17 protein-coding genes are annotated in these 17,722 nt (G+C 52.3%); 6 read left to right on the plus strand and 11 right to left on the minus strand.

The window, feature by feature from the left end:
* Nucleotides 1-9: 9 nt before the first annotated feature.
* The gene (locus ACO0LG_RS09090; protein ID WP_423025481.1) at nt 10-660 is read right to left on the minus strand and encodes a DUF6624 domain-containing protein; all 651 of its coding nucleotides are present in this window, start codon (nt 658-660) and stop codon (nt 10-12) included.
* A gap of 11 nt (nt 661-671) precedes the next feature.
* A complete protein-coding gene (locus ACO0LG_RS09095; RefSeq protein ID WP_423025483.1) occupies nt 672-1,184 on the minus strand; it encodes a hypothetical protein in 513 nt (170 codons plus the stop codon).
* A gap of 247 nt (nt 1,185-1,431) precedes the next feature.
* On the opposite strand from ACO0LG_RS09095, the gene ACO0LG_RS09100 reads away from it, so the two are divergent.
* Entirely contained in the window at nt 1,432-1,695 is a 264-nt protein-coding gene (locus tag ACO0LG_RS09100) for a hypothetical protein (RefSeq protein WP_423025485.1), read from the plus strand.
* Between the two features lie 258 nt (nt 1,696-1,953).
* On the opposite strand, the gene ACO0LG_RS09105 is transcribed toward ACO0LG_RS09100, so the two are convergent.
* Nucleotides 1,954-2,667: a GNAT family N-acetyltransferase gene (locus ACO0LG_RS09105; RefSeq protein ID WP_423025487.1), complete on the minus strand. Its 714-nt coding sequence runs from the start codon at nt 2,665-2,667 to the stop codon at nt 1,954-1,956.
* A gap of 663 nt (nt 2,668-3,330) precedes the next feature.
* Between ACO0LG_RS09105 and ACO0LG_RS09110 the strand changes: the two genes are divergently transcribed.
* The gene (locus ACO0LG_RS09110) at nt 3,331-3,642 is read left to right on the plus strand and encodes a hypothetical protein (RefSeq protein WP_423025489.1); all 312 of its coding nucleotides are present in this window, start codon (nt 3,331-3,333) and stop codon (nt 3,640-3,642) included.
* 129 nt (nt 3,643-3,771) lie between these two features.
* Nucleotides 3,772-4,068 carry a hypothetical protein gene (locus tag ACO0LG_RS09115; protein ID WP_423025491.1) on the plus strand — a complete coding sequence of 99 codons (297 nt, stop codon included), beginning with the start codon at nt 3,772-3,774 and terminating at the stop codon, nt 4,066-4,068.
* Between the two features lie 148 nt (nt 4,069-4,216).
* On the opposite strand, the gene ACO0LG_RS09120 is transcribed toward ACO0LG_RS09115, so the two are convergent.
* Entirely contained in the window at nt 4,217-4,756 is a 540-nt protein-coding gene (locus ACO0LG_RS09120; protein WP_423025493.1) for a DUF4399 domain-containing protein, read from the minus strand.
* A gap of 451 nt (nt 4,757-5,207) precedes the next feature.
* Between ACO0LG_RS09120 and ACO0LG_RS09125 the strand changes: the two genes are divergently transcribed.
* From ACO0LG_RS09125 to ACO0LG_RS09135, 3 genes are all read left to right on the plus strand, one after another.
* Nucleotides 5,208-5,810: a hypothetical protein gene (locus ACO0LG_RS09125; RefSeq protein WP_423025495.1), complete on the plus strand. Its 603-nt coding sequence runs from the start codon at nt 5,208-5,210 to the stop codon at nt 5,808-5,810.
* Between the two features lie 104 nt (nt 5,811-5,914).
* The gene (locus tag ACO0LG_RS09130) at nt 5,915-6,454 is read left to right on the plus strand and encodes a MolR family transcriptional regulator (protein ID WP_423025497.1); all 540 of its coding nucleotides are present in this window, start codon (nt 5,915-5,917) and stop codon (nt 6,452-6,454) included.
* Nucleotides 6,455-6,589: 135 nt separating this feature from the next.
* Entirely contained in the window at nt 6,590-7,066 is a 477-nt protein-coding gene (locus ACO0LG_RS09135; RefSeq protein WP_423025499.1) for a hypothetical protein, read from the plus strand.
* Nucleotides 7,067-7,650: 584 nt separating this feature from the next.
* Here ACO0LG_RS09135 and ACO0LG_RS09140 read toward each other — a convergent pair.
* The 7 genes from ACO0LG_RS09140 to ACO0LG_RS09170 form a co-directional block, all read right to left on the minus strand.
* On the minus strand, nt 7,651-8,259 hold the full coding sequence (locus ACO0LG_RS09140; protein WP_423025501.1) for a PqiC family protein: 609 nt from the start codon (nt 8,257-8,259) through the stop codon (nt 7,651-7,653).
* Entirely contained in the window at nt 8,256-9,998 is a 1,743-nt protein-coding gene (locus ACO0LG_RS09145; RefSeq protein ID WP_423025503.1) for an intermembrane transport protein PqiB, read from the minus strand. The genes ACO0LG_RS09140 and ACO0LG_RS09145 overlap by 4 nt, the downstream gene beginning before the upstream one ends.
* Nucleotides 9,991-10,647: a paraquat-inducible protein A gene (locus ACO0LG_RS09150; RefSeq protein ID WP_423025505.1), complete on the minus strand. Its 657-nt coding sequence runs from the start codon at nt 10,645-10,647 to the stop codon at nt 9,991-9,993. The genes ACO0LG_RS09145 and ACO0LG_RS09150 overlap by 8 nt, the downstream gene beginning before the upstream one ends.
* Nucleotides 10,640-11,308, minus strand: a complete 669-nt coding sequence (locus tag ACO0LG_RS09155) for a paraquat-inducible protein A (protein ID WP_423025507.1) — start codon at nt 11,306-11,308, stop codon at nt 10,640-10,642. Before ACO0LG_RS09155 ends, ACO0LG_RS09150 begins: the two co-directional genes overlap by 8 nt.
* A 445-nt stretch (nt 11,309-11,753) precedes the next feature.
* Entirely contained in the window at nt 11,754-12,485 is a 732-nt protein-coding gene (locus tag ACO0LG_RS09160; protein WP_423025509.1) for a hypothetical protein, read from the minus strand.
* 153 nt (nt 12,486-12,638) lie between these two features.
* Nucleotides 12,639-14,105, minus strand: coding sequence for an SEL1-like repeat protein (locus tag ACO0LG_RS09165; protein WP_423025511.1), 1,467 nt, complete (start codon nt 14,103-14,105; stop codon nt 12,639-12,641).
* 419 nt (nt 14,106-14,524) lie between these two features.
* The gene (locus tag ACO0LG_RS09170) at nt 14,525-16,810 is read right to left on the minus strand and encodes a protease pro-enzyme activation domain-containing protein (protein WP_423025513.1); all 2,286 of its coding nucleotides are present in this window, start codon (nt 16,808-16,810) and stop codon (nt 14,525-14,527) included.
* Nucleotides 16,811-17,722: the final 912 nt, after the last annotated feature.

Below are 17,722 nucleotides of genomic sequence, written 5' to 3' on the forward strand. Positions count from 1 at the left end.
TGGCTGCGGTCAGCGTCTGCCGCACATCTTTGCTTCGTAGGTCTTGATGTCTGGTGTCAAACCTACGTCCTGCCGATAGCTATCGACTTTCCCGGCATCTTCCAGTTGATAGACGCCACAGCCATCGCTATTGTTGACGATCTGGGTGCCATATTTTTGAGGCTTCCCATGCAGCATGTTGATGCGGTCATACATCAGTGCGTAGTTGTGGCCCGTGCTCTTGCCCGCATGGTAATCGGCCTCAACATGTATCAGCGCAAATTCCATGAGTGGCCAGTCAGTCACTGCATGCTGGGCGATGAAAAAAGCGCCCTCGCTTGCCTTTGCCCCTACTTTGTCCACCGAGGGCCAGCCTATGGCCTTGATGATTTCCTTGAGTCTGGCCAGGTTGTTTTTATCCGTCTCTAGCAGATTGTCGATGGTCCTGGGGTCATCCCTGTCAAAATTCTTCCTGGCATCCTGGTCTTTTTTGGACATCGCAATGAGTTCCTCGCTATACACGCTGGCGTCTTCAAGCGCTAAGGCCAGTGAAGGTAGTGCACAAAGCAGCAGTGCCAGGCCAGCCATCCTGCGCAAGGCCCGTTGCATGCCAGATAGCCTCAAAAAAGTAAATCCATGCATGGCATTCTTGCTCCGGTTGTTGGACAATGCTTTACTCATGTAGCCGCAGCCTAGTCTTTTTTCTTTATCGTCGTCAGGTCATAGCCTAGCTCATTCAGAACAGTACATTTTAATTTGCCGCTTTGATACAAGGCCAGCATGTCATTTTGTATGTTCAACTCCTGCACAGTTTTTTGACTCACGCAAAAACCATCGTAAGCGAAATCCCACCATACAGTTTGCAATTTCCCTTCCTGATCCTGGCGCGCGAGCACGTAAAAATCACGCTTGGGCCAGTAAGATTCCATAGGCATGTGCCAGGCTGTCAGCAAGGCCGGCCCACGGGTATTGCTGACATGGCCAATGAGGTTTTCTTGCAGCATGAAGTCGACCCAGAAATAACTGGTAAAGTCCACGGTGTTGGGTTTGCGCGACCTTGGATAAGGCGGTCCCTCACGAATGTCATAAATAGCCGCTTTGAATAGCACCACAGGGGTAGGTGCAATGCTGCTGCAAGCGGCAAGACACGCGAGCATCAGGCCGGATGACAGGTGTCTGGACCAGGTTTTGAGAGAACTTTTCATATAGCTATGTTACCTAAGAGTATTGTGCTTGCAATATCTTTTACAGGATCGTAACCTAACTTAGCCGTAACGAGAGGTGCATTACAATGGGCGAACGTGCTTGTCGCATGCCGTGGCGAATAAATATTGATGTGTGCGGTGCATGCAATGCACACTACCTGATGTTCGCTAAAAAACGGCATGCAATTGATGATGATTATTTCTGTATAAGCCGGACAGCAAACATACTTGTCCCAAAAAGAAACGAATGAACAAGACAGATGATGAAACCAGATTTCAAGATGGCGATAAAGTGACCTGCCTTGAATGTGGCCAGCTTTTCGCAGTGTTTTCGGAAGATAGCCCCGATGGTATTGTGCCTGGGCCTGAAGAGCTCTTGTTAGCCAAAGCAGTTCCTGTTGCGCATGTAGGATGGTTTTGTGGACAGCAATGTGGACATGCTTTTGAGCGCAAAATTGGATGTACCTTCCAGCGCGACCTTGAAGGTAAGAGTAATTATTACGGGGTCTAGCACCATCGTGCAGGTACCATGATATAAGCGTGAGGTGTGGCGCAATATCTAGAACCCTGAGCAACCTGCATCACGTCATTTTGCAAAAATAGGATATGCCAAGAACGATATCATGCCGCCAGTAGGGTGCGCCATGCGCACCGCTTCACGCGCAAAATTCTGCCATCATCCAATTCAACGCATCTAATTCAAAACCTGGTGCGCACATCGCACATTTGTGTTTGCACAGTGCCGTTTGTCCCGTCACCTGCGATGGTTTCAGGATGGCATCTGGATAACGGCGGTGCTATACAGTGAATGCAATTCCCAGCCCAGGCTGGCATACAGTGCCCGGCCCTGGGGAGTTGCTACCAGTGCGCCGCCGTGGATGCCGCACTCTCCCGCGATGGTCTCCAGTTGCTTCATGAGCACACGCCCCAGGCCGCGTCGCTGGTGTGCCGCCTGCGTTTCTATGCTGTCATAAATGGCAAGCCCATCGACCAGCACGATACGTCCGGACGCGGCCACTTCATCCTCTGTCGTCAGCACCCGCACCACTGAGATTGACTGTGCCAGCGCGATATCGAGTTTATATCCCGCTGGTAAATCCGGCGCTTCTGGCATGCTGGCTGCCAGCGTCATCATGTAACCGGGGCGCTGTATGCTCCAGTGGGCAGGCAGTATGGCCTGTAGTGCGGCAGCGGACGTGCAGGTTTTCAAGAAAATCCAGGGTTCGCTGATGCTGTGCGCCAGGTCTGCGATGTCTGGCAGCAAGCCAGGGAAGACATAACGTGCTTTTTGCTCAGGCCAGCCTACATCAACACGCCAGCCACCGTGTGCAGCGACAGGCTGGGCGATGTCTCGCGCCAGCGCCCAACCCTTGAGCCAGCGCCCGACCAGCTCAGGGTTTGCCTGTAGCGAGGCTGCATGGACATCCTCTGGATAACTCAGATACTGATCGCCTTGGTGTTGTGCATCGAGGTGTGTGCTCATTGATTTTTCCCTGAGTATGGGTTGTTTATTATACCCAGCTCGCATTGCTCATGTTTGTTTTCAGGCTTGTGGACCTTGCTGTCAAATCCATCAGGCCATCCCATGCGCACCGTTTCCTGCTCCATATTTTAGATGTATCCAATTCAAAAACCGGTGCGAACGGCGCACCCTACCGGGCGCCGACCATACATCAGGATTAACACCGTAACGCAGGGCGCAATGTATTGCGCCGTTTGTCAAGCTCGTGCATGGCAAACATAGTTGACCTGGAAATGCGGCGATCACATGCGGCGCATTGCAATGCTCCCGCAGTTGATAGCAAACCAGTAGGGTGCGTCTTGACGCAGCGTTTTTCTACGCTTTCCTGAACATTGAAGAGATGGTGCGTCAAGACGCACCCTACAAAAAACGACGCCATGCAGCTAGCAGGCGTCGTCTTTTTATGTTCCTACGCGCGTAACGCATGGACATGGCTATCGGTTGACAGGGGATATGCCGTTTAGAACAACAACACTAAGCTCCCTGTTGTGTGGTTTTTTGCGTCAACGCAATGTAGCCGGGCGGCGTTTTTGGCTTACGTAGCAACACTACGAGATAGAAAACGAAACGCAGAACGAAGTACAGAACTTAACAAGCAACCCAAAACATAAAGAGGGAAATATCATGAACAAACTGATCACCGCCATCATCGCTTCCACAGTTGTTATGGGTAGCGCCTTTGCACAGACACCAGCCTCTGCATCTGCTACCGCTGCTCCCAAACCAGCAACAGCCGCCGCCGCAGCGAGTGTAGCCAAATCTGCACCAGCCGCGAAAGTGGTAGCAGCGTCTTCCAGCGCCAGCGCCAGTGCAGCAATGCCAGCAGCCTCCACACCAGAAGCCAAGCCAGCCAAACATGAAAAACATGTCAAGCATGGTAAAAAAGAAGTGAAAGCAGCAGGCGCATCTGCAGCAGCCAGCGCAGCATCGAAATAAGTTTTTGCGCGTCTTCAACCTGGCAGCATGTGCTGCCAGTTAAAACAGACAAACGCAAAAAAGCAGCGAACGCAAAAAAAGCAACGAACCGAACAAGTACATCGCTCACATAATTGAAGGACTATCACCATGAACAAGCTCATTACCGCCCTGATCGCTTCCACAGTATTGATGGGCAGCGCATTCGCTACCACACCCACTGTACCTGCCAAGGCAGCTTCTGCCCCAGTGGCGGTCGCATCGGCATCAGCCGCTACAGTGGCCAGCACGCCAGCGCCGGCACCAGAAGTAAAAGCGGAAGCCAAGCCAGCGACTGAGAAAAAAGTGAAGCATGTGAAGCATGCCAAGAAGGACAAAACGGACAAGAAAGCGGACGATGACAAGGCAGCTGCACCAGCAGCATCCACCCCGGCAGCATCGAAGTAAGCCGCTAAGACTGCACCCGGGTGGGCTGTCAAAGCCACGAGGGTCGCAATTAAAAAAATCGACGTGCCCCCGGTGTGGAGTGCACGTCGATTTTTTTGTGGTTTCGCCACCGGCAAAATAGCCATGTAGCATCGTTGCCAGTAGGTATTTACCCCTTGCTCGCCAGCACCTCAATATTGACTTCTTTGCTCGCGATGTAATACGGTACATGCTGGTGATTGGCGAACATCAGGCGCAGCTTGTGTTTGCCAGGTGGCAGATTCAATACGGTCTCAGTCTCGCCCTTGCCAAAATGCTTGTAATGCTGGTGCTGAAATTCTTCTGCCGTATCAAACGGGATTGGTTTTTTAATGTCCTGTGGCAAATCCAGGTCAATCAAAATATGATGATGGCCCGTGCCATCGATGTTACCTGCCTGTACAGGCGCGACACCCATGCCTGAGACCGAGAACGCCACCCTGAAGGGCGAGCGCACCTTGTCACCATCCCGCAGATTCAGAAAATACAAGGCCTTGTCGCCAACAGGAAAAGGCAAGGTACGCTCGACCGCATTGCTGCTGCAGACGGTCGTATCCGGCGCATTGACCGCTGGCCCAGGTTTGGCCTTGTCCGCAGAAAATGTCAGGCAGGGCAGGGCCAGCAAGGCAATCGCATAAGGCGCATAGTTCTTTTTGAGCTGAATTTTCATCTGCTTGTCTCTGGTGAATGGATATCGCTGAATAATGTACCTCATTATAGGAATTTGCAGCGCCATTGCAATGTTTTTAAAAGGTAGGCATCTGCTCTGGAGTGATGCACCCGATAGCTGAGCCTGCCGCGTCACGTAGTGGGTGGTTGCGAAGAGAAGTAAACCGGGAGCCAGTCAAGGGATGGAAAAGTTCTTCATATAGCCCCGATTCTTATGGCAGGAGAGGCGATTGGTGCAGCGCGGGCGGGTGCAAAACTGTATCTTGCCGACAAATAAAATGATCTGGCACATAGGCAAAGCAATCAATGGCTTGCTCATACTCCTCTCGCAGATTGACTATGCTCTATGTCTCCGTGACAGTCACTGGAAATTTATTTCAGAGTGAGTTGCTTTGATATAATCAGGCCTTTTTACTACCTTGGCCGACGAGGCGCAAGGTTAAAAGGACTCTATGCGTCATATTTCTTCTTCTTTCTCGCTTGCCATAGCAGGCAAATACATTGTTGCATTCACGGTAGCATGTATTTTGTCTGCTTGCGTGACCTTGCGCCCTGTGCTCCCTCGCGGTGAGAGGCCCGACACAAACACAGGATATGTCGCGGGAGTGTTTCAAATTCAGGGCAAAGACGATTTTGCTTTTGGTATTACTAATGTCAACGGTGGTGAAGAACTCATTTTCCCATTTGCTAACCCAGCCGGTCCTCAATTAGATAAAAAATCAGGTAGAGAGGTGCCAGACAGGGTCACCATGATACAGCTTCCCCCTGGTCGGTATCGTCTAACCAGTTGGGTGGCGTATGGACCCGGGACAAAGCAGCAAACGGCCAGGAAGAATCTGCCAGCAGACAACCAAAATCGTGAATTCGTCGTGACAGCGGGACGAGTAAGTTTTTTGGGTAAATTCACCGCCACATATTGGTTCGGTGGTCTTTCTAAAAATTTCCATATCATCCCTCAGCGAATTACAGAGAATGAATTGGCAAGTATGTTGAAGGTGGCATACCCTTTCTTTTCCATGGATATTATCGATCCAAGGCCAGGTTCATTGCAGTGATCCATACGGAGATCACGCAAAGTGGCTAGCAACGAAAGGTGGCCGTTGGCAGGTGCGATTCATGGAGCGTTATCGCTCCATCAAAAAGAAGCGAAGGTAAAGAGATGAACACAATTTACTACGTTGACGATGAAGAAGAAGGCCCCGCACGCGAGACGAGTCACCCAACATTCGTGGCCCTTGTCTCAGAAGATTTTTACTACGATTGCACGGACGACTTCAGCCCCTTTGGCAGTGACGACGGCTACGATACCCTGGCTGGCCTTGAAGAATGGTATCGTGATCATGGTAAAAAGAAACCAGTAGTGTCAGAGTTTTTAGAAGAGTTGTTGGACGACTGGGATTTTGGTTTGCCGGAAAACCTGATACGCGCAGAAGTGCAGGTAATCACTGAATGGCTGGATGAAGACAACATGCATGAGACTTACCTTCACTCAGAATGTCGCGCAAGAGTTGCCACTGCATTCGGGCAGTTAAAAATTGCCGGACAGGTAGATGCCGACATTCTCGACGAAGCACTGGCAGCACTACGTTGCCAGCTATGGCTCAATAAACGCGCCCGCATCCATTACCCGCAATGGCAATATGCAGACCAGGAACTGTCGCGGCTGACGCAAATGCAAAGTGTGTTGAAACAGCTTTGAGGTTTTTAAAGCTGGACGAATTGAAGAGATGCGGCAGGAGTACATTTTTGTTGCATCTGATAAATCCAAAATACCATAGCAATTAACCCCGCGAAAAATTTCCACTATTATTCCGCTAATATTCCACTATTATCTATGGCTGTGACTATATTACCCTGCAGTTCGCTGTTGTCCTGCTGCCTGTTGGCGGCTACCATTTCCCTTTCCAACGGGGCGATAGCAAAAGCCCGCGAACATGCACTGAACCTGTCCCTGATCAATCTTGTTGCCACGCCTGAGCGCTATCACGGCAAGCTGGTGAACGTCACAGGTTATATTTTCGTCGGCCCGGAAAAGATGGTCGTTTGCCCTTACCCTGTCGAAGTGTCCAGCAAGGACTGCGTCTGGATCAATATCGATTCTGGCCCCACTGCCAGTGATGCTGATCAGGAGAGAATCTTCAAGAAGCTGGCAGCGCTTGAAAAATTCAATAAAAAAACTGCGACCATCATCGCCAGATTTAATAAGAACCATCAAGGCCAATTCGGCGGCTGGTCTGGTGAGCTGACAAAGATAATTGATATTTATGACGACAGAGATCAGTCAGCGCGGGAAATCAATGTATGGAAATAAGTGTACGGAAATAAGCGGGATACTGCATGTCTGGTGCATATTGTGGTGTCGCATGCGCATTAAGAATGCATGTTTTAAGCAAGCGCCTGCTCAATGCAAGTAGGCTAACCGGTGTGCGCAGGTATCATGCGGCGCATTGCAATGCGCCCTACGTGACGGATATTTTCAACAGTTAAAATAACTTATCCCGTGCGCAAGTTGATCAGCTTTAAATCGTCATGCCAGACTTGATCTGGCATCCAGCGGCGTGCGTTGCGTACTTTTATCTGCATTCAAAGTGGCGTTCTGCAAATACCTCTTGCGAGGAAGGAAGAAAAATCACACCAACATTCACCGGCACTGGATGCCGGATCAAGTCCGGCATGACGGGTTTGCGGGTAATAGCATGTCAGCCATCACTACCTGATGAGATTGAAAGTCATCACGATGTTAATGAACTATTTTCAGCGCAGAGCGATTCTCCGCCGAGAAAATATTTTGCGATATTCAGATTTTCGTGAGGTTGTGATTGTTTTAGTGCACATCATGCGTACGATTAGGCTGCGCTAATCGTATCTACGTGGTTACGTGGTGACGGGTTTGCGTTACTTGCGCACGCCAGTGACACTCACCCCAACTTGCTCGGCTAACTGCCGCGCCGCCTCAGACATCGCCGGTGCCACGGTTTCATAAGCTGCGCCATCCAACCGTACGGTAAACACTTTGTGTTCGCGCTTGAGCAGTTTGCGGCCTTGGTCCAGCACGACCCAGCTTGCTTCGAGGGTCAGTTGCTCGCCGCTTTGGATGAGTAGCTGGTCCACTTGTATTTTGACGTGGTAGCGGGGCAGGCTGTTGCCTGGGGTGGTGGCGATGCCTGCGTTGATGCCGGTGTCGGAGGAGAGCCAGGCGTCGGGCAGGTTTTTGCGCAGGTGGGCGGTGAGGGCGCTGGTCAGTTGTTCATCGAGCGGGGCCAGCCAGCGTTGTTCGTCTGAGATGAGGGATTCTGTGGCAGATTTTTGGATGACGAGTTGCTGGCGGTTGACTGCCTCTGGCAGTTTGACGGTGGCGACGACGAGTTCATACTGTGCCTCTGCCTGGCTGGTGCTGGCCAGCGGGTAGTCTAGTCTGTACAGGTGTTCTACTGGTGGCGTGGCGCAGGCGGCCAGCAAAAGGGTAAGCAGAGAAATCGTCAGGACGTGTGTGCTTCGTATCATGGTTTTACCTTTCGTTTGCCAAAGACCAGGGCGTCTGGATGGCGCTCCAGCAGGTCGGCCAGGTTGGCGACGGCGCGGGCGGATTTGGCGACTTGCTTGAGGGATTCGCGCATGTCTTGTTGCAGCGGCGCGTCTTCTGCCAGCAGGGCGTTGGCACTGTTGAGGGTGCCGCGTGCCTCTTTGAGGGTGGAGGTCAGCTCGGGCGTGACTTCAACATCGAGGCGGCGCACGAGTTTTTCTGTGCTGGCGAGCGTGCTGTTGAGTTTGTTCAGGGCTTGCACCAGTTCGTCGGATATTTTGTCGAAAGGCAGTTTGTCTATCTTCTTGGCGATGCGGCCCACGGTGTCTTGTATTTCACCCAGGCCGCCACCGACGGTGGGCAGCACGGGGTAGTCGCTGCGCCAGTCCATTTTTGCGGGGGGCGCATCGGGGAAAAAGTCGAGGGCGATATATAACTGGCCTGTCAGCAGGTTGCCGCTGCGCAGTTGGCCGCGCATGCCACGGGCGATGAGGTGGTCGAGCAAGGATCTTTCTTTCGCTTCAGTGTCATCATCAGGCAGGCGGGCACCTGAGCGCACGCGGGATTTGAGGCGGTCTGGGTAGAGGCTGACTTCGACAGGGAAACGCGGCAGGCGGCCATTCTCGGTAAATTCCACACCCAGGGATTTGACTTCACCGATGACGATGCCGCGCAAATCAACAGGTGCACCTTTGGACAAGCCACGCATGGTTTCAGGGAAGTACATGAGGACATTGCGCACCTTGGTGTCTGGTGCACGCATGGCATGTTCGCGGTCTTCAAACAGGGGAAAGACCGAACCTTCGAACGCGGGTTTGCCACCTGGCAGGGCATCGTCATGTTCCTGGAAGGCAAGGCCGCCTTCGATCAATGATGTCAATGATTCTGTGGTGACGCGCAAGCCATTGGCATCAAGCTGCATATCGACGCCGCTGGCATGCCAGAAGCGGGTGTCTTCAGTCACATACTGGTCATACGGCGCATCGATGAAGACGCGGATGGTAACGCCCTTGCCATCGCGGTCAAGCTGGAACTTGGTGACGTGGCCAGCATTGATATGGCGAAAGAAGATGGGCGAGCCATAATTGACGGAGCCGGTCTGCGCACCATGCAAGACAAATTCACGCCCCGGTGTATCGCGGTTGATCAGGGGGGGTTCTTCCAGCCCGGTAAATTCATTGGTGGTGTCGGCGGCATTGCCAACATCAACGCTGATGTAATTGCCGGATAAAAGGGTGGAGAGGCCGGAGACCGAGCCACCAGAAATGCGTGGCTTGACGATGAAGAAGCGGGTGTCGGTCGCCAGAATGTCTGAGGCGCTTTTGATCAGTTGCGCAGTGACCAGCACGCGCTTGCGGTCTGGTGACAGAGCGATGGCTTTGACATGACCGACATCCACATCCTTATAACGCAGCTTGGTCTTGCCAGCTTCCAGCCCCTCGGCTGATTTAAAGGTGATAGTGATGACTGGCCCCTGGCTGGTGATGCTTTGTACCACCAGCCAGATGCCGATGAGGGCTGCGATGATGGGCACGGCCCAGACAAAAGAGGGCAGGCGTCGCTGTGGCTTGACCTTGACGACGGGGACCATGGCATCGACTGCCTCCACAGTATCGACAGGCGTGGCTGCGGTACCCGCGTCCGCGGTGGCTGAGGCGACAGTGTCGTTAGCCTTGTTTGCATCAGGCGTGCCGGGATTTTCTGAAGTTGGATCACTCATGCGTCTTTGCTACCCAGATTAAACGTGAATCAAAGCTTTGTGCCGACAACATCGTCAACACCACCACAGCACCAAAAGCCAGCGCGCCACCGCCGGGGTGTATCGCCGCCAGTGACTGAAACTGCACCAGTGCCACCAGCACTGTCACAACATAGATGTCCAGCATCGACCAGCGCCCTACCGCTTCTATCATGCGGAATAACTGGGTGCGTTGCAAAGGGTTCCAGGCAGATTTTTTCCAGCAGGTGTAGAGCAGCAGGCTGATGGAAAACAGCTTGAGCAAGGGTACGACGATGCTGGCAAAGAAGACCAGTAGCGCCAGTGGCCACGAACCTGTATACAGCAACACCAGCACCCCGCTCATGATGGTGTCATTCTGCGTACCAAAAATGGTATTGGTTTGCATGACGGGCAAGAGATTGGCGGGGATGTAGAGTATCATCGCCGCCACCAGATAGGCCAGTGATTTGACCAGGCTGTCTTTATCACGCAAATGCAGCGATGCACCGCACACCGGGCAATGGGTAGCGGCATCATCATTACTGCAACACAGGGTTTCGCAGATGTCGCAAGTGATGAGTCCTGCTGCGGCACCCGTCTGGCCGGCCAGGTTGGTCGCGGGGATATGGCGGTATTCGTGCTTAGCCATGCGGCACCCCGGCAGGGAGAGATTTGCTGCCTTGCTTGTAGTCTGCCCCATGCGCCCACAGCCAGACATTGCGCGGCGTGAGCACCGACGTCAGCGCTGCCGTAAAAAAGATCAGCGATGCGCATGACCACAAGGCGGGACCAATGACAATATCGGCCATGTGTTGCAGCTTGACCAGTGACACCAGCAAGCCCAGCATGAAAATCTCTATCATGCTCCAGGGGCGCAGGGTCTGTAACAGCCGCAAAGGCGCACCGAGTGCCCGCCTGGCATCACCAAACTTGAGCACACATAATAAAAAGATGGCCACCGATATCTGCATGGCAGGGGCCAATATGGTCGTGATCATCACCAGCAGCGACAGGATGTGCATGCCGTCATCCCACATCGCCAGCGCTGCGCGCAACAGAGTGGTGTCGCGCGTGACTTGCTGTACTTTGAGTGACAGCAGCGGGAAGCTGTTGAGCAGCAATAACAGGATTGCCGAGGTGATCGCCAGCGCCAGCGCCATGTCAATGCTGGCACTGCCATTACGGTACAAGATAGCCCGGCAACGCGGGCAACTCGCCGCCTCACCCGTGGCGACCGGCACATCCGCACAGACCAGGTCGCATTCATGGCAGACAATAAATTGATGGGCAGGCTTGATGGCGGGCTTCACGTTATGGTGCAGGGTCAGGTAGATATCAGGAAAACAAGGCAAAACCGACAGTATATGAGTGTAATCAATTTTGGAGATTAATCATAGAATAACGGCGGTGGCAGCCATTTATTGTGATGTTGCCTGGGTTTCAGGAGCTAAAGCGGGGATTGTCGCGTGTAAGTACCTTGTTTCCCTGTGTGGAGATCAAGCGTACCGAGGGGTAGGGCGCATTGTCATGTGCCGCATGAGGTGCTTGCATGCCGTGGGAAGAGGCCTGTGCCGTACACGATGAATGTTGCGCATTGGTAGAGGGCGCCGTGCGCACCATCGTATTTATTTACATTGCCGTCACGGTGCGCATGGCGCACCCTACAAACTGCGGGTCATTTGATGGCAGCGGATTTTCTTTGTGCTTCTTGTGTGGTCTATCGTTTGGCAAGCCCGCCGAAAAAATATGGTAATTTCATTTCTGCGCTATACCGCAATCCGCAAGCAAAGCCATGACTTCATCAAACTTCGCTCTGGCCTGCGCATTCTGCGTGGCGTCGCTACTATCGTACTGATGATAAAAAACCGGGTCGCCGATTTTTTTTCTGACCCAATCCATATCCAGACTGCTGTGATTGTTGAGTCTGAGCCTGAGACAGATACTGACGGAGTCCAGATAAGTATCGTCATCCGCCAGTTCTTTATCCGCCTGATGCCAGGTTACCGAGGCGTACATATGTTCAAAAGGCACGGTCACTACGCGGTTTTTTTCTGATGCAAACCGATAGACTTCTTCTGCCACCAGCAGTTTCTGGTTGCCATCGAGATGCAGGGTTTTGGTGGCGGCATACTGCTTCCTGGTCATGTAATCACGCACCGGGGTTTGCCTGCGCAGTGACAGCCAGACGCCAGTGGCGTAGGCCAGCGCGACAGCGTACATATTGACCGACGAATTGGGGATGTCGATGACATTGCGCAGCACCTGAGCAAGGATGACAAAGGCGGGATACAGTATCAGGCTCCATAGCAGTGGCCCCCAGAAAAACAGGCCGACCAGCACAGACCACAGCGAAACATCGCGGATGACAATCTTGAGCATCGTTAATTTGCTCTTTTTCCTCAGCGCGTACAGCAATTCACCTTCGTTGATGCCATAGCCACCACCGCGTTCGTATTCCGTTTCTATGGCCAGATTGGTGTTGCGCATTCATCTCCTTTGTTGGGTGTAGCTGAGCTCTGTAGTTGCCGGATGCGTTATAACGCACCGCATTTTGTGTATAAGCCATGGTGTTACAACGCACCTTGCAAGCCGCTTGATACGCCATTTTAAGAGCTCTTGCGCAGATGGATATTGGCCTGTTCACTTCTGCGCGCTGCCGGGTTTCCAGACGCTGACGTCATCATGGATCTTGCTGACTTGCTCGGGAGACAATTTCTTCTCTAACAGTGTTATATAGTGCTGCGCTCCTGGTTGTCCGCGGGTGTTAGCCAGCAAAAACCAGAAATAGGCGTTTTCTTCGTCCATGACCACACCATCGCCTTTGAAGTATGTTGCCCCCACTGCCAGTTGAGCCAGAGCATGTCCTTGCTCGGCAGCCTTGCGGAACCAGTGCGCAGCCTGTTGCATATTTCTGGGCGTTCCTCTGCCATTGGCGTACATCGTACCGAGGCTGGCCTGGGATTCAACCTGCCCCTGTCCGGCAGCTTTGAGAAACCAGCCTAGCGCCTGCCGCTCGTCTTTGGGTACACCCCATCCATTCACGTACATCAGACCCAGGTTGGTTTGTGCGGTCGCATAGCCTTGCTCTGCCGCCTTGCGGTACCAATTGACGGCTTGACGGTCATCTTTGGCAACACCTTTGCCTTCGTTGTACATCAGCCCCAGATTGGATTGCGCGGCGGCATATCCTTGCTCTGCCGCCTTGCGATACCATAGAACCGCTTGCGTCTCGTCCTTGGTCGCGCCTTCTACATTGGCATAGATCAATCCAAGGTTGTATTGTGAAGGGGCATGCCCTTGTTCTGCTGCCTTGCGATACCAGCTCATCGCCAGTTGCCAGTCTTGCGGCAAACCTGTGCCTGTTTCATACTTCCAGCCAAGATTATGCTGAGCACTGGTATTACCTTGTTCGGCAGCCTTTCGACTCCAGTATTGGGCTTGCTCAGTCTCTTTTTGCACGCCTGTACCCTGGTCATATAACAACGAAAGATTGTGCTGGGCTTCAGCATTACCTTGCTCGGCTGCCTTGCGAAGCCAGTTGACGGCTTGTTCAACGTCCCTGGGAACACCACGGCCGTTATAATAGATCGTTCCCAGCTTGAACTGGGATTTGGCATATCCCTGCTGTGCCGACTCGCGATACCAGATCAGTGCTTGCTGCATGTCCTTGGGCAGGCCAGCGCCAATTTCATACCTCATGCCAAGGACATTCTGGCCTGCCGCGTAGCCCTGTTCTGCTGCCTTGCGGCTCCAATAGATGGCTTGCTGTTCATCCTTGGGGCCAGCGATTCCCAGTTCATACACGATCGCCAGATTGTGTTGGGAAGGCGCATATCCCAACTCTGCTGACTTGCGGTACCAATAAACTGCTTGCTCAACATCCCTGGGTACAACCTCGCCCTTGTGGTAAAGCACTCCCAGATTGTATTGCGCAATGGCGTCGCCTTGCTCTGCCAGCTTTTTATATAAGATTACTGCCGTAGCATAGTCTTTTCGGTGAAGCGCGGTATACGCCTCGTCAAGTGTCTGTGCCTGCGCCACAGGGGGGACATTCAAGACGACGGTCAGCAGCAGCGTGGCCAGGCCGCATTTCTTGTAGGAATTCATCGGTAATACATCCGGTATATTGAGGTAAACAGCGGCACATGATATACGCTTGCCAACGCAGTGTCATCACAACTCAGTGACTGCCGCCAGTGATGCAGCGTCATGCGCACTGCGTAATCGCCTTCATCTCCCTTACAATAACAAACGGTTGAGGACATGACCGTGACGAAGTGCATATTGCAATCAGCCCTGCGACTATCCATTTTCTGCGATGCAGGATGTGAATGAAGTTTTTCTCTGTACTGACTTTGCATCTCTGTGGTGAGCGGTCTTGAAGTAACACAAACACCCAAATACCCAAACACCCAAACACCCAAACACACAAACACACAAACACAAAAAATTAAGGCCCCAGGTGTTACCCCGGGGCCTTAATGCCGCTACTTTTAAATCAATATCAGGACATGCTCAACACAGCATTAATCCGTCGCCAGCAAAGTCACACCGCTGATTGCGCTGTAGGCTTTGATCAGCACATAGTAAGTGCCTGCTGCAGGTGAGTTGACGGTGATGCTTTCATTGGTGCTCGCACCGTCAGATTTTTGCAGGTAGGACGATGTCGTCGGTGCAGAACCCAGTTTGACATACAAGTCAGCATCGCCAGAGCCACCGCTGGTTTTGAATGTCACGGATGGGCGGCCAGCAGGTACCACGAAGGTGTAGACCGATGATGCGCCAGATGCCAGGCTGATGCCTGTCACTGGTACGCCATTGTTCAACACATTACCGGGTGTGCCGGTCTGGTAGCTGGCTACCAGGCTGATGCCATTGGATGCAGTGTAACCATTCAACAAGACATAATATGTACCTGCTGTAGGTGACGCCACAGTAACGGTTTCAGTGCTGGTAGAGCCATCTGATTTTTGCAGGTAGGTTGTGGTCGTTGGAGCAGAACCCACTTGTACATACAGATCAGCATCGCCTGAACCGCCCGTTGTTTTGAACGTCAGGTTAGTCGCACCGGATGGTACCGCAAAGGTGTACACCAGGTTGCCACCAGTAGCTACGTTGATGCCGGTGATCGGTACATCCTTGACCAGGACATTTGGTGGTGGTGGTGTCGAGCCCATGGCGTTTGCAAAGTTGGCCATGTTCAGGCTACCGTAACCACTGGCATAATCCCAGCCTGCCTTGGCGGTATAACCACCATTGCTGCCGGACGTGATGTCGTGGAACATGCCTGGCGTGCTGGCTGCTTTTTGATAGATCGCAGCAGCAGGGAAAGGCAAACTGTTATTGTTCATCGACTGTACACGCGCCCAAAAGCCGGTGAAGATAGGTGCTGCCAGGCTGGTGCCACCGATCTGCTGGTTGGAACCATTGACAATCACCAAAGCGCCACTGGCAGGGTCAGCATTGAACGAGATATCTGGCGTGCCGCGTTTGGTTGCAGAACCCAAAACGCCGGAACTGATTTGCCAGCTAGGTGCTGCTTCTGTCAGGGATGGCCCGCCACCAGCGCCACCGTTTGCGCTTTGCTGGCAACTGGCTGCCGTAGTACATGCCCACACTGTTTCAGATACCCAGGTGCTACCGGACGTATTGAGCAAAGTACCGCCCACCGAGATCACATAAGGTGATACCGATGGATAGCTTTGCGATGTACCAGGGCCACCGCATTCGTAGGCGCCAGAGTCACCGGATGAGACCGAGAAAGTCTGGCCTTGTGCCACCGCAGTCTGGAAGATTTGATCATTACTGGATTGGATACCAGAATTGACCGCATCGTTTTCACACTCGCCCAAAGACACATTGATGACCTTGGCCACGTTGTCACTGACAGCGCGGTTATAGGCGGCAGTGATGTCGGCGTCGTTCAAGGTATTGGCCGTGTACAGCACCATTTTCTTGATCGTGCCACCAGCAGTTGCCAATGCATCTTGCGTGTCCATGTTCCATTCACCAACACCGGCAGTGTCAGAGCTTGCCGAACCTATCGTGACCGTCTGCACATTCACCGTAGGATAGCCGGCACGGCTGGTGAAGGTATTCAAGTCTTTGATTGTTTGCGTCATGCTGCCTTGCGTGATGATGCCGATAGTGGCATTCACTGCGCTTGGTAATCCGCTGGCGTTATAGATGCTGGAAAACTCGGTAGGATTGTGTCCCGTGCTGGCCAGCGTGTTGGCGTTCGGCCTGACCAGGTGCGTGCGATAGGTATGCAAGTTTTGCAGACCATGTACTGCCAGCACCGTGTCCGACAACGATTGCGGTATCTGGGCATCTGTCGTATTGACATGCACAGTGCGGCCATCCACGTTATAGGTTTGCAGCTCGGTATTGAAGGCTGTCTTCACCGTTGCGGCCGCGCCGTCTGCTGTGACCAGCATGCGGTTATCCGACACCGAGATGTTGACGAAACCGCTGTTCTTCAAATGATCCACCACTGCCTGCACCTGTGCTGCTGTCGGTGCATAGCGCGACATGAATTCTGCGGTGGAAATCGTCTTGGCATTTTTACCATTCAGGATGCCCGTGGTCAGGGTATCGAGTTCAGCTTTATTGCGCAGTTTAAGTGCGACCACTACTTGCGTAGGCGAACCCGCCTGCATCAATGTGGGTGCTGACTTTGCAGTCACGGTCGCTGGCACTCTGGTGGCCTTGGTTGCTGTCGGCGCCCATTGTTCTGCTGCCTGGGCTGTGTCGAACAGCATGGCCAAAGCCATGGAGACACCTGCTAGTTTTAGATTACAACTGATACGCATTACTTCTCTCCTTGTTTTTTTGATACGAAGTATGTGACCGATGCTTGTTGGCGGCGCCGGTCCAGCTAAATACTCATCCCCATTCTTCCCAAAACAGGGATGGATGCACAGACAAAAACGGTGTATCCGCACCGCTCTCACCCTACATCCAGAGACCACCAGGCTGGCTGCGCGAAGCCCGCCCTTCGTCCCATATTGCCATGCAGTTAACTGATCAGTTTTCCCTGCATAACAATTCTTGCAGGCAATAGTAAGACCACTTGCACACGGAAAGCACTGCGCAAGAAGGTATTCACTGCCGAATTTTTTTTGGCACTGGAAATTTTCAATACCAGTTTGCCATTTTGTAACAGAGGCAGATTATTGACATTCTTTAACAATATGTCAAAAGCAATAAGTGTTTATGTATAGACAAATTTTTTTTATCATTTACCTTGAATTTTATGAAAACTTATTTTCATAGAGGAAAAGATATACTTTCATTACTGAAAGGGAATGATTGGGTAGTAGAAAGTGGTTGCGAAATCGCAACAGAAGCGTCGCAAAAAATGCATATCCGTACCAATTTTCTGTGCCGGTTTGCGCATTTTTGGGGGCCGTTTATGTAAAAAAAACAGGCAAAAATCAGTGTTGTGATACAGGTTTTTTTGCAATTGGCTTATGCGTGAATCACATTGCCGGGAGGAGGGTGGGAATTAGAATTTATGCTCTAGATTTTTTTGGGGGGGGTATGGTTGTTGATGTCATGTGCAACGCAATACGGTAGCGATGTTGAAAAAAAGGCGTGTGGACAAGTGACCGTACGTGCTTTTTTTTGTGTACTGTTTCTGGTGCTGGTGCGCCTCCCGCGCAGGTGCGATCAGGGTAGCGTATTCGTACGCATGTCATGCAGGTGGTAATGCAGCCATGGCA

Origin of the sequence: Undibacterium sp. Ji42W (assembly GCF_049340405.1) — a bacterium.
In the GTDB taxonomy this organism is placed as follows: Bacteria; Pseudomonadota; Gammaproteobacteria; order Burkholderiales; family Burkholderiaceae_D; genus Undibacterium.

Bases quoted from the DNA above. Each gene is read 5' to 3' on its own strand.
- ACO0LG_RS09090 (WP_423025481.1), bottom strand. From the start codon at position 660: ATGAGTAAAGCATTGTCCAACAACCGGAGCAAGAATGCCATGCATGGA.
- ACO0LG_RS09095 (WP_423025483.1), bottom strand. From the start codon at position 1,184: ATGAAAAGTTCTCTCAAAACCTGGTCCAGACACCTGTCATCCGGCCTG.
- ACO0LG_RS09100 (WP_423025485.1), top strand. From the start codon at position 1,432: ATGAACAAGACAGATGATGAAACCAGATTTCAAGATGGCGATAAAGTG.
- ACO0LG_RS09105 (WP_423025487.1), bottom strand. From the start codon at position 2,667: ATGAGCACACACCTCGATGCACAACACCAAGGCGATCAGTATCTGAGT.
- ACO0LG_RS09110 (WP_423025489.1), top strand. From the start codon at position 3,331: ATGAACAAACTGATCACCGCCATCATCGCTTCCACAGTTGTTATGGGT.
- ACO0LG_RS09115 (WP_423025491.1), top strand. From the start codon at position 3,772: ATGAACAAGCTCATTACCGCCCTGATCGCTTCCACAGTATTGATGGGC.
- ACO0LG_RS09120 (WP_423025493.1), bottom strand. From the start codon at position 4,756: ATGAAAATTCAGCTCAAAAAGAACTATGCGCCTTATGCGATTGCCTTG.
- ACO0LG_RS09125 (WP_423025495.1), top strand. From the start codon at position 5,208: ATGCGTCATATTTCTTCTTCTTTCTCGCTTGCCATAGCAGGCAAATAC.
- ACO0LG_RS09130 (WP_423025497.1), top strand. From the start codon at position 5,915: ATGAACACAATTTACTACGTTGACGATGAAGAAGAAGGCCCCGCACGC.
- ACO0LG_RS09135 (WP_423025499.1), top strand. From the start codon at position 6,590: ATGGCTGTGACTATATTACCCTGCAGTTCGCTGTTGTCCTGCTGCCTG.
- ACO0LG_RS09140 (WP_423025501.1), bottom strand. From the start codon at position 8,259: ATGATACGAAGCACACACGTCCTGACGATTTCTCTGCTTACCCTTTTG.
- ACO0LG_RS09145 (WP_423025503.1), bottom strand. From the start codon at position 9,998: ATGAGTGATCCAACTTCAGAAAATCCCGGCACGCCTGATGCAAACAAG.
- ACO0LG_RS09150 (WP_423025505.1), bottom strand. From the start codon at position 10,647: ATGGCTAAGCACGAATACCGCCATATCCCCGCGACCAACCTGGCCGGC.
- ACO0LG_RS09160 (WP_423025509.1), bottom strand. From the start codon at position 12,485: ATGCGCAACACCAATCTGGCCATAGAAACGGAATACGAACGCGGTGGT.
- ACO0LG_RS09165 (WP_423025511.1), bottom strand. From the start codon at position 14,105: ATGAATTCCTACAAGAAATGCGGCCTGGCCACGCTGCTGCTGACCGTC.
- ACO0LG_RS09170 (WP_423025513.1), bottom strand. From the start codon at position 16,810: ATGCGTATCAGTTGTAATCTAAAACTAGCAGGTGTCTCCATGGCTTTG.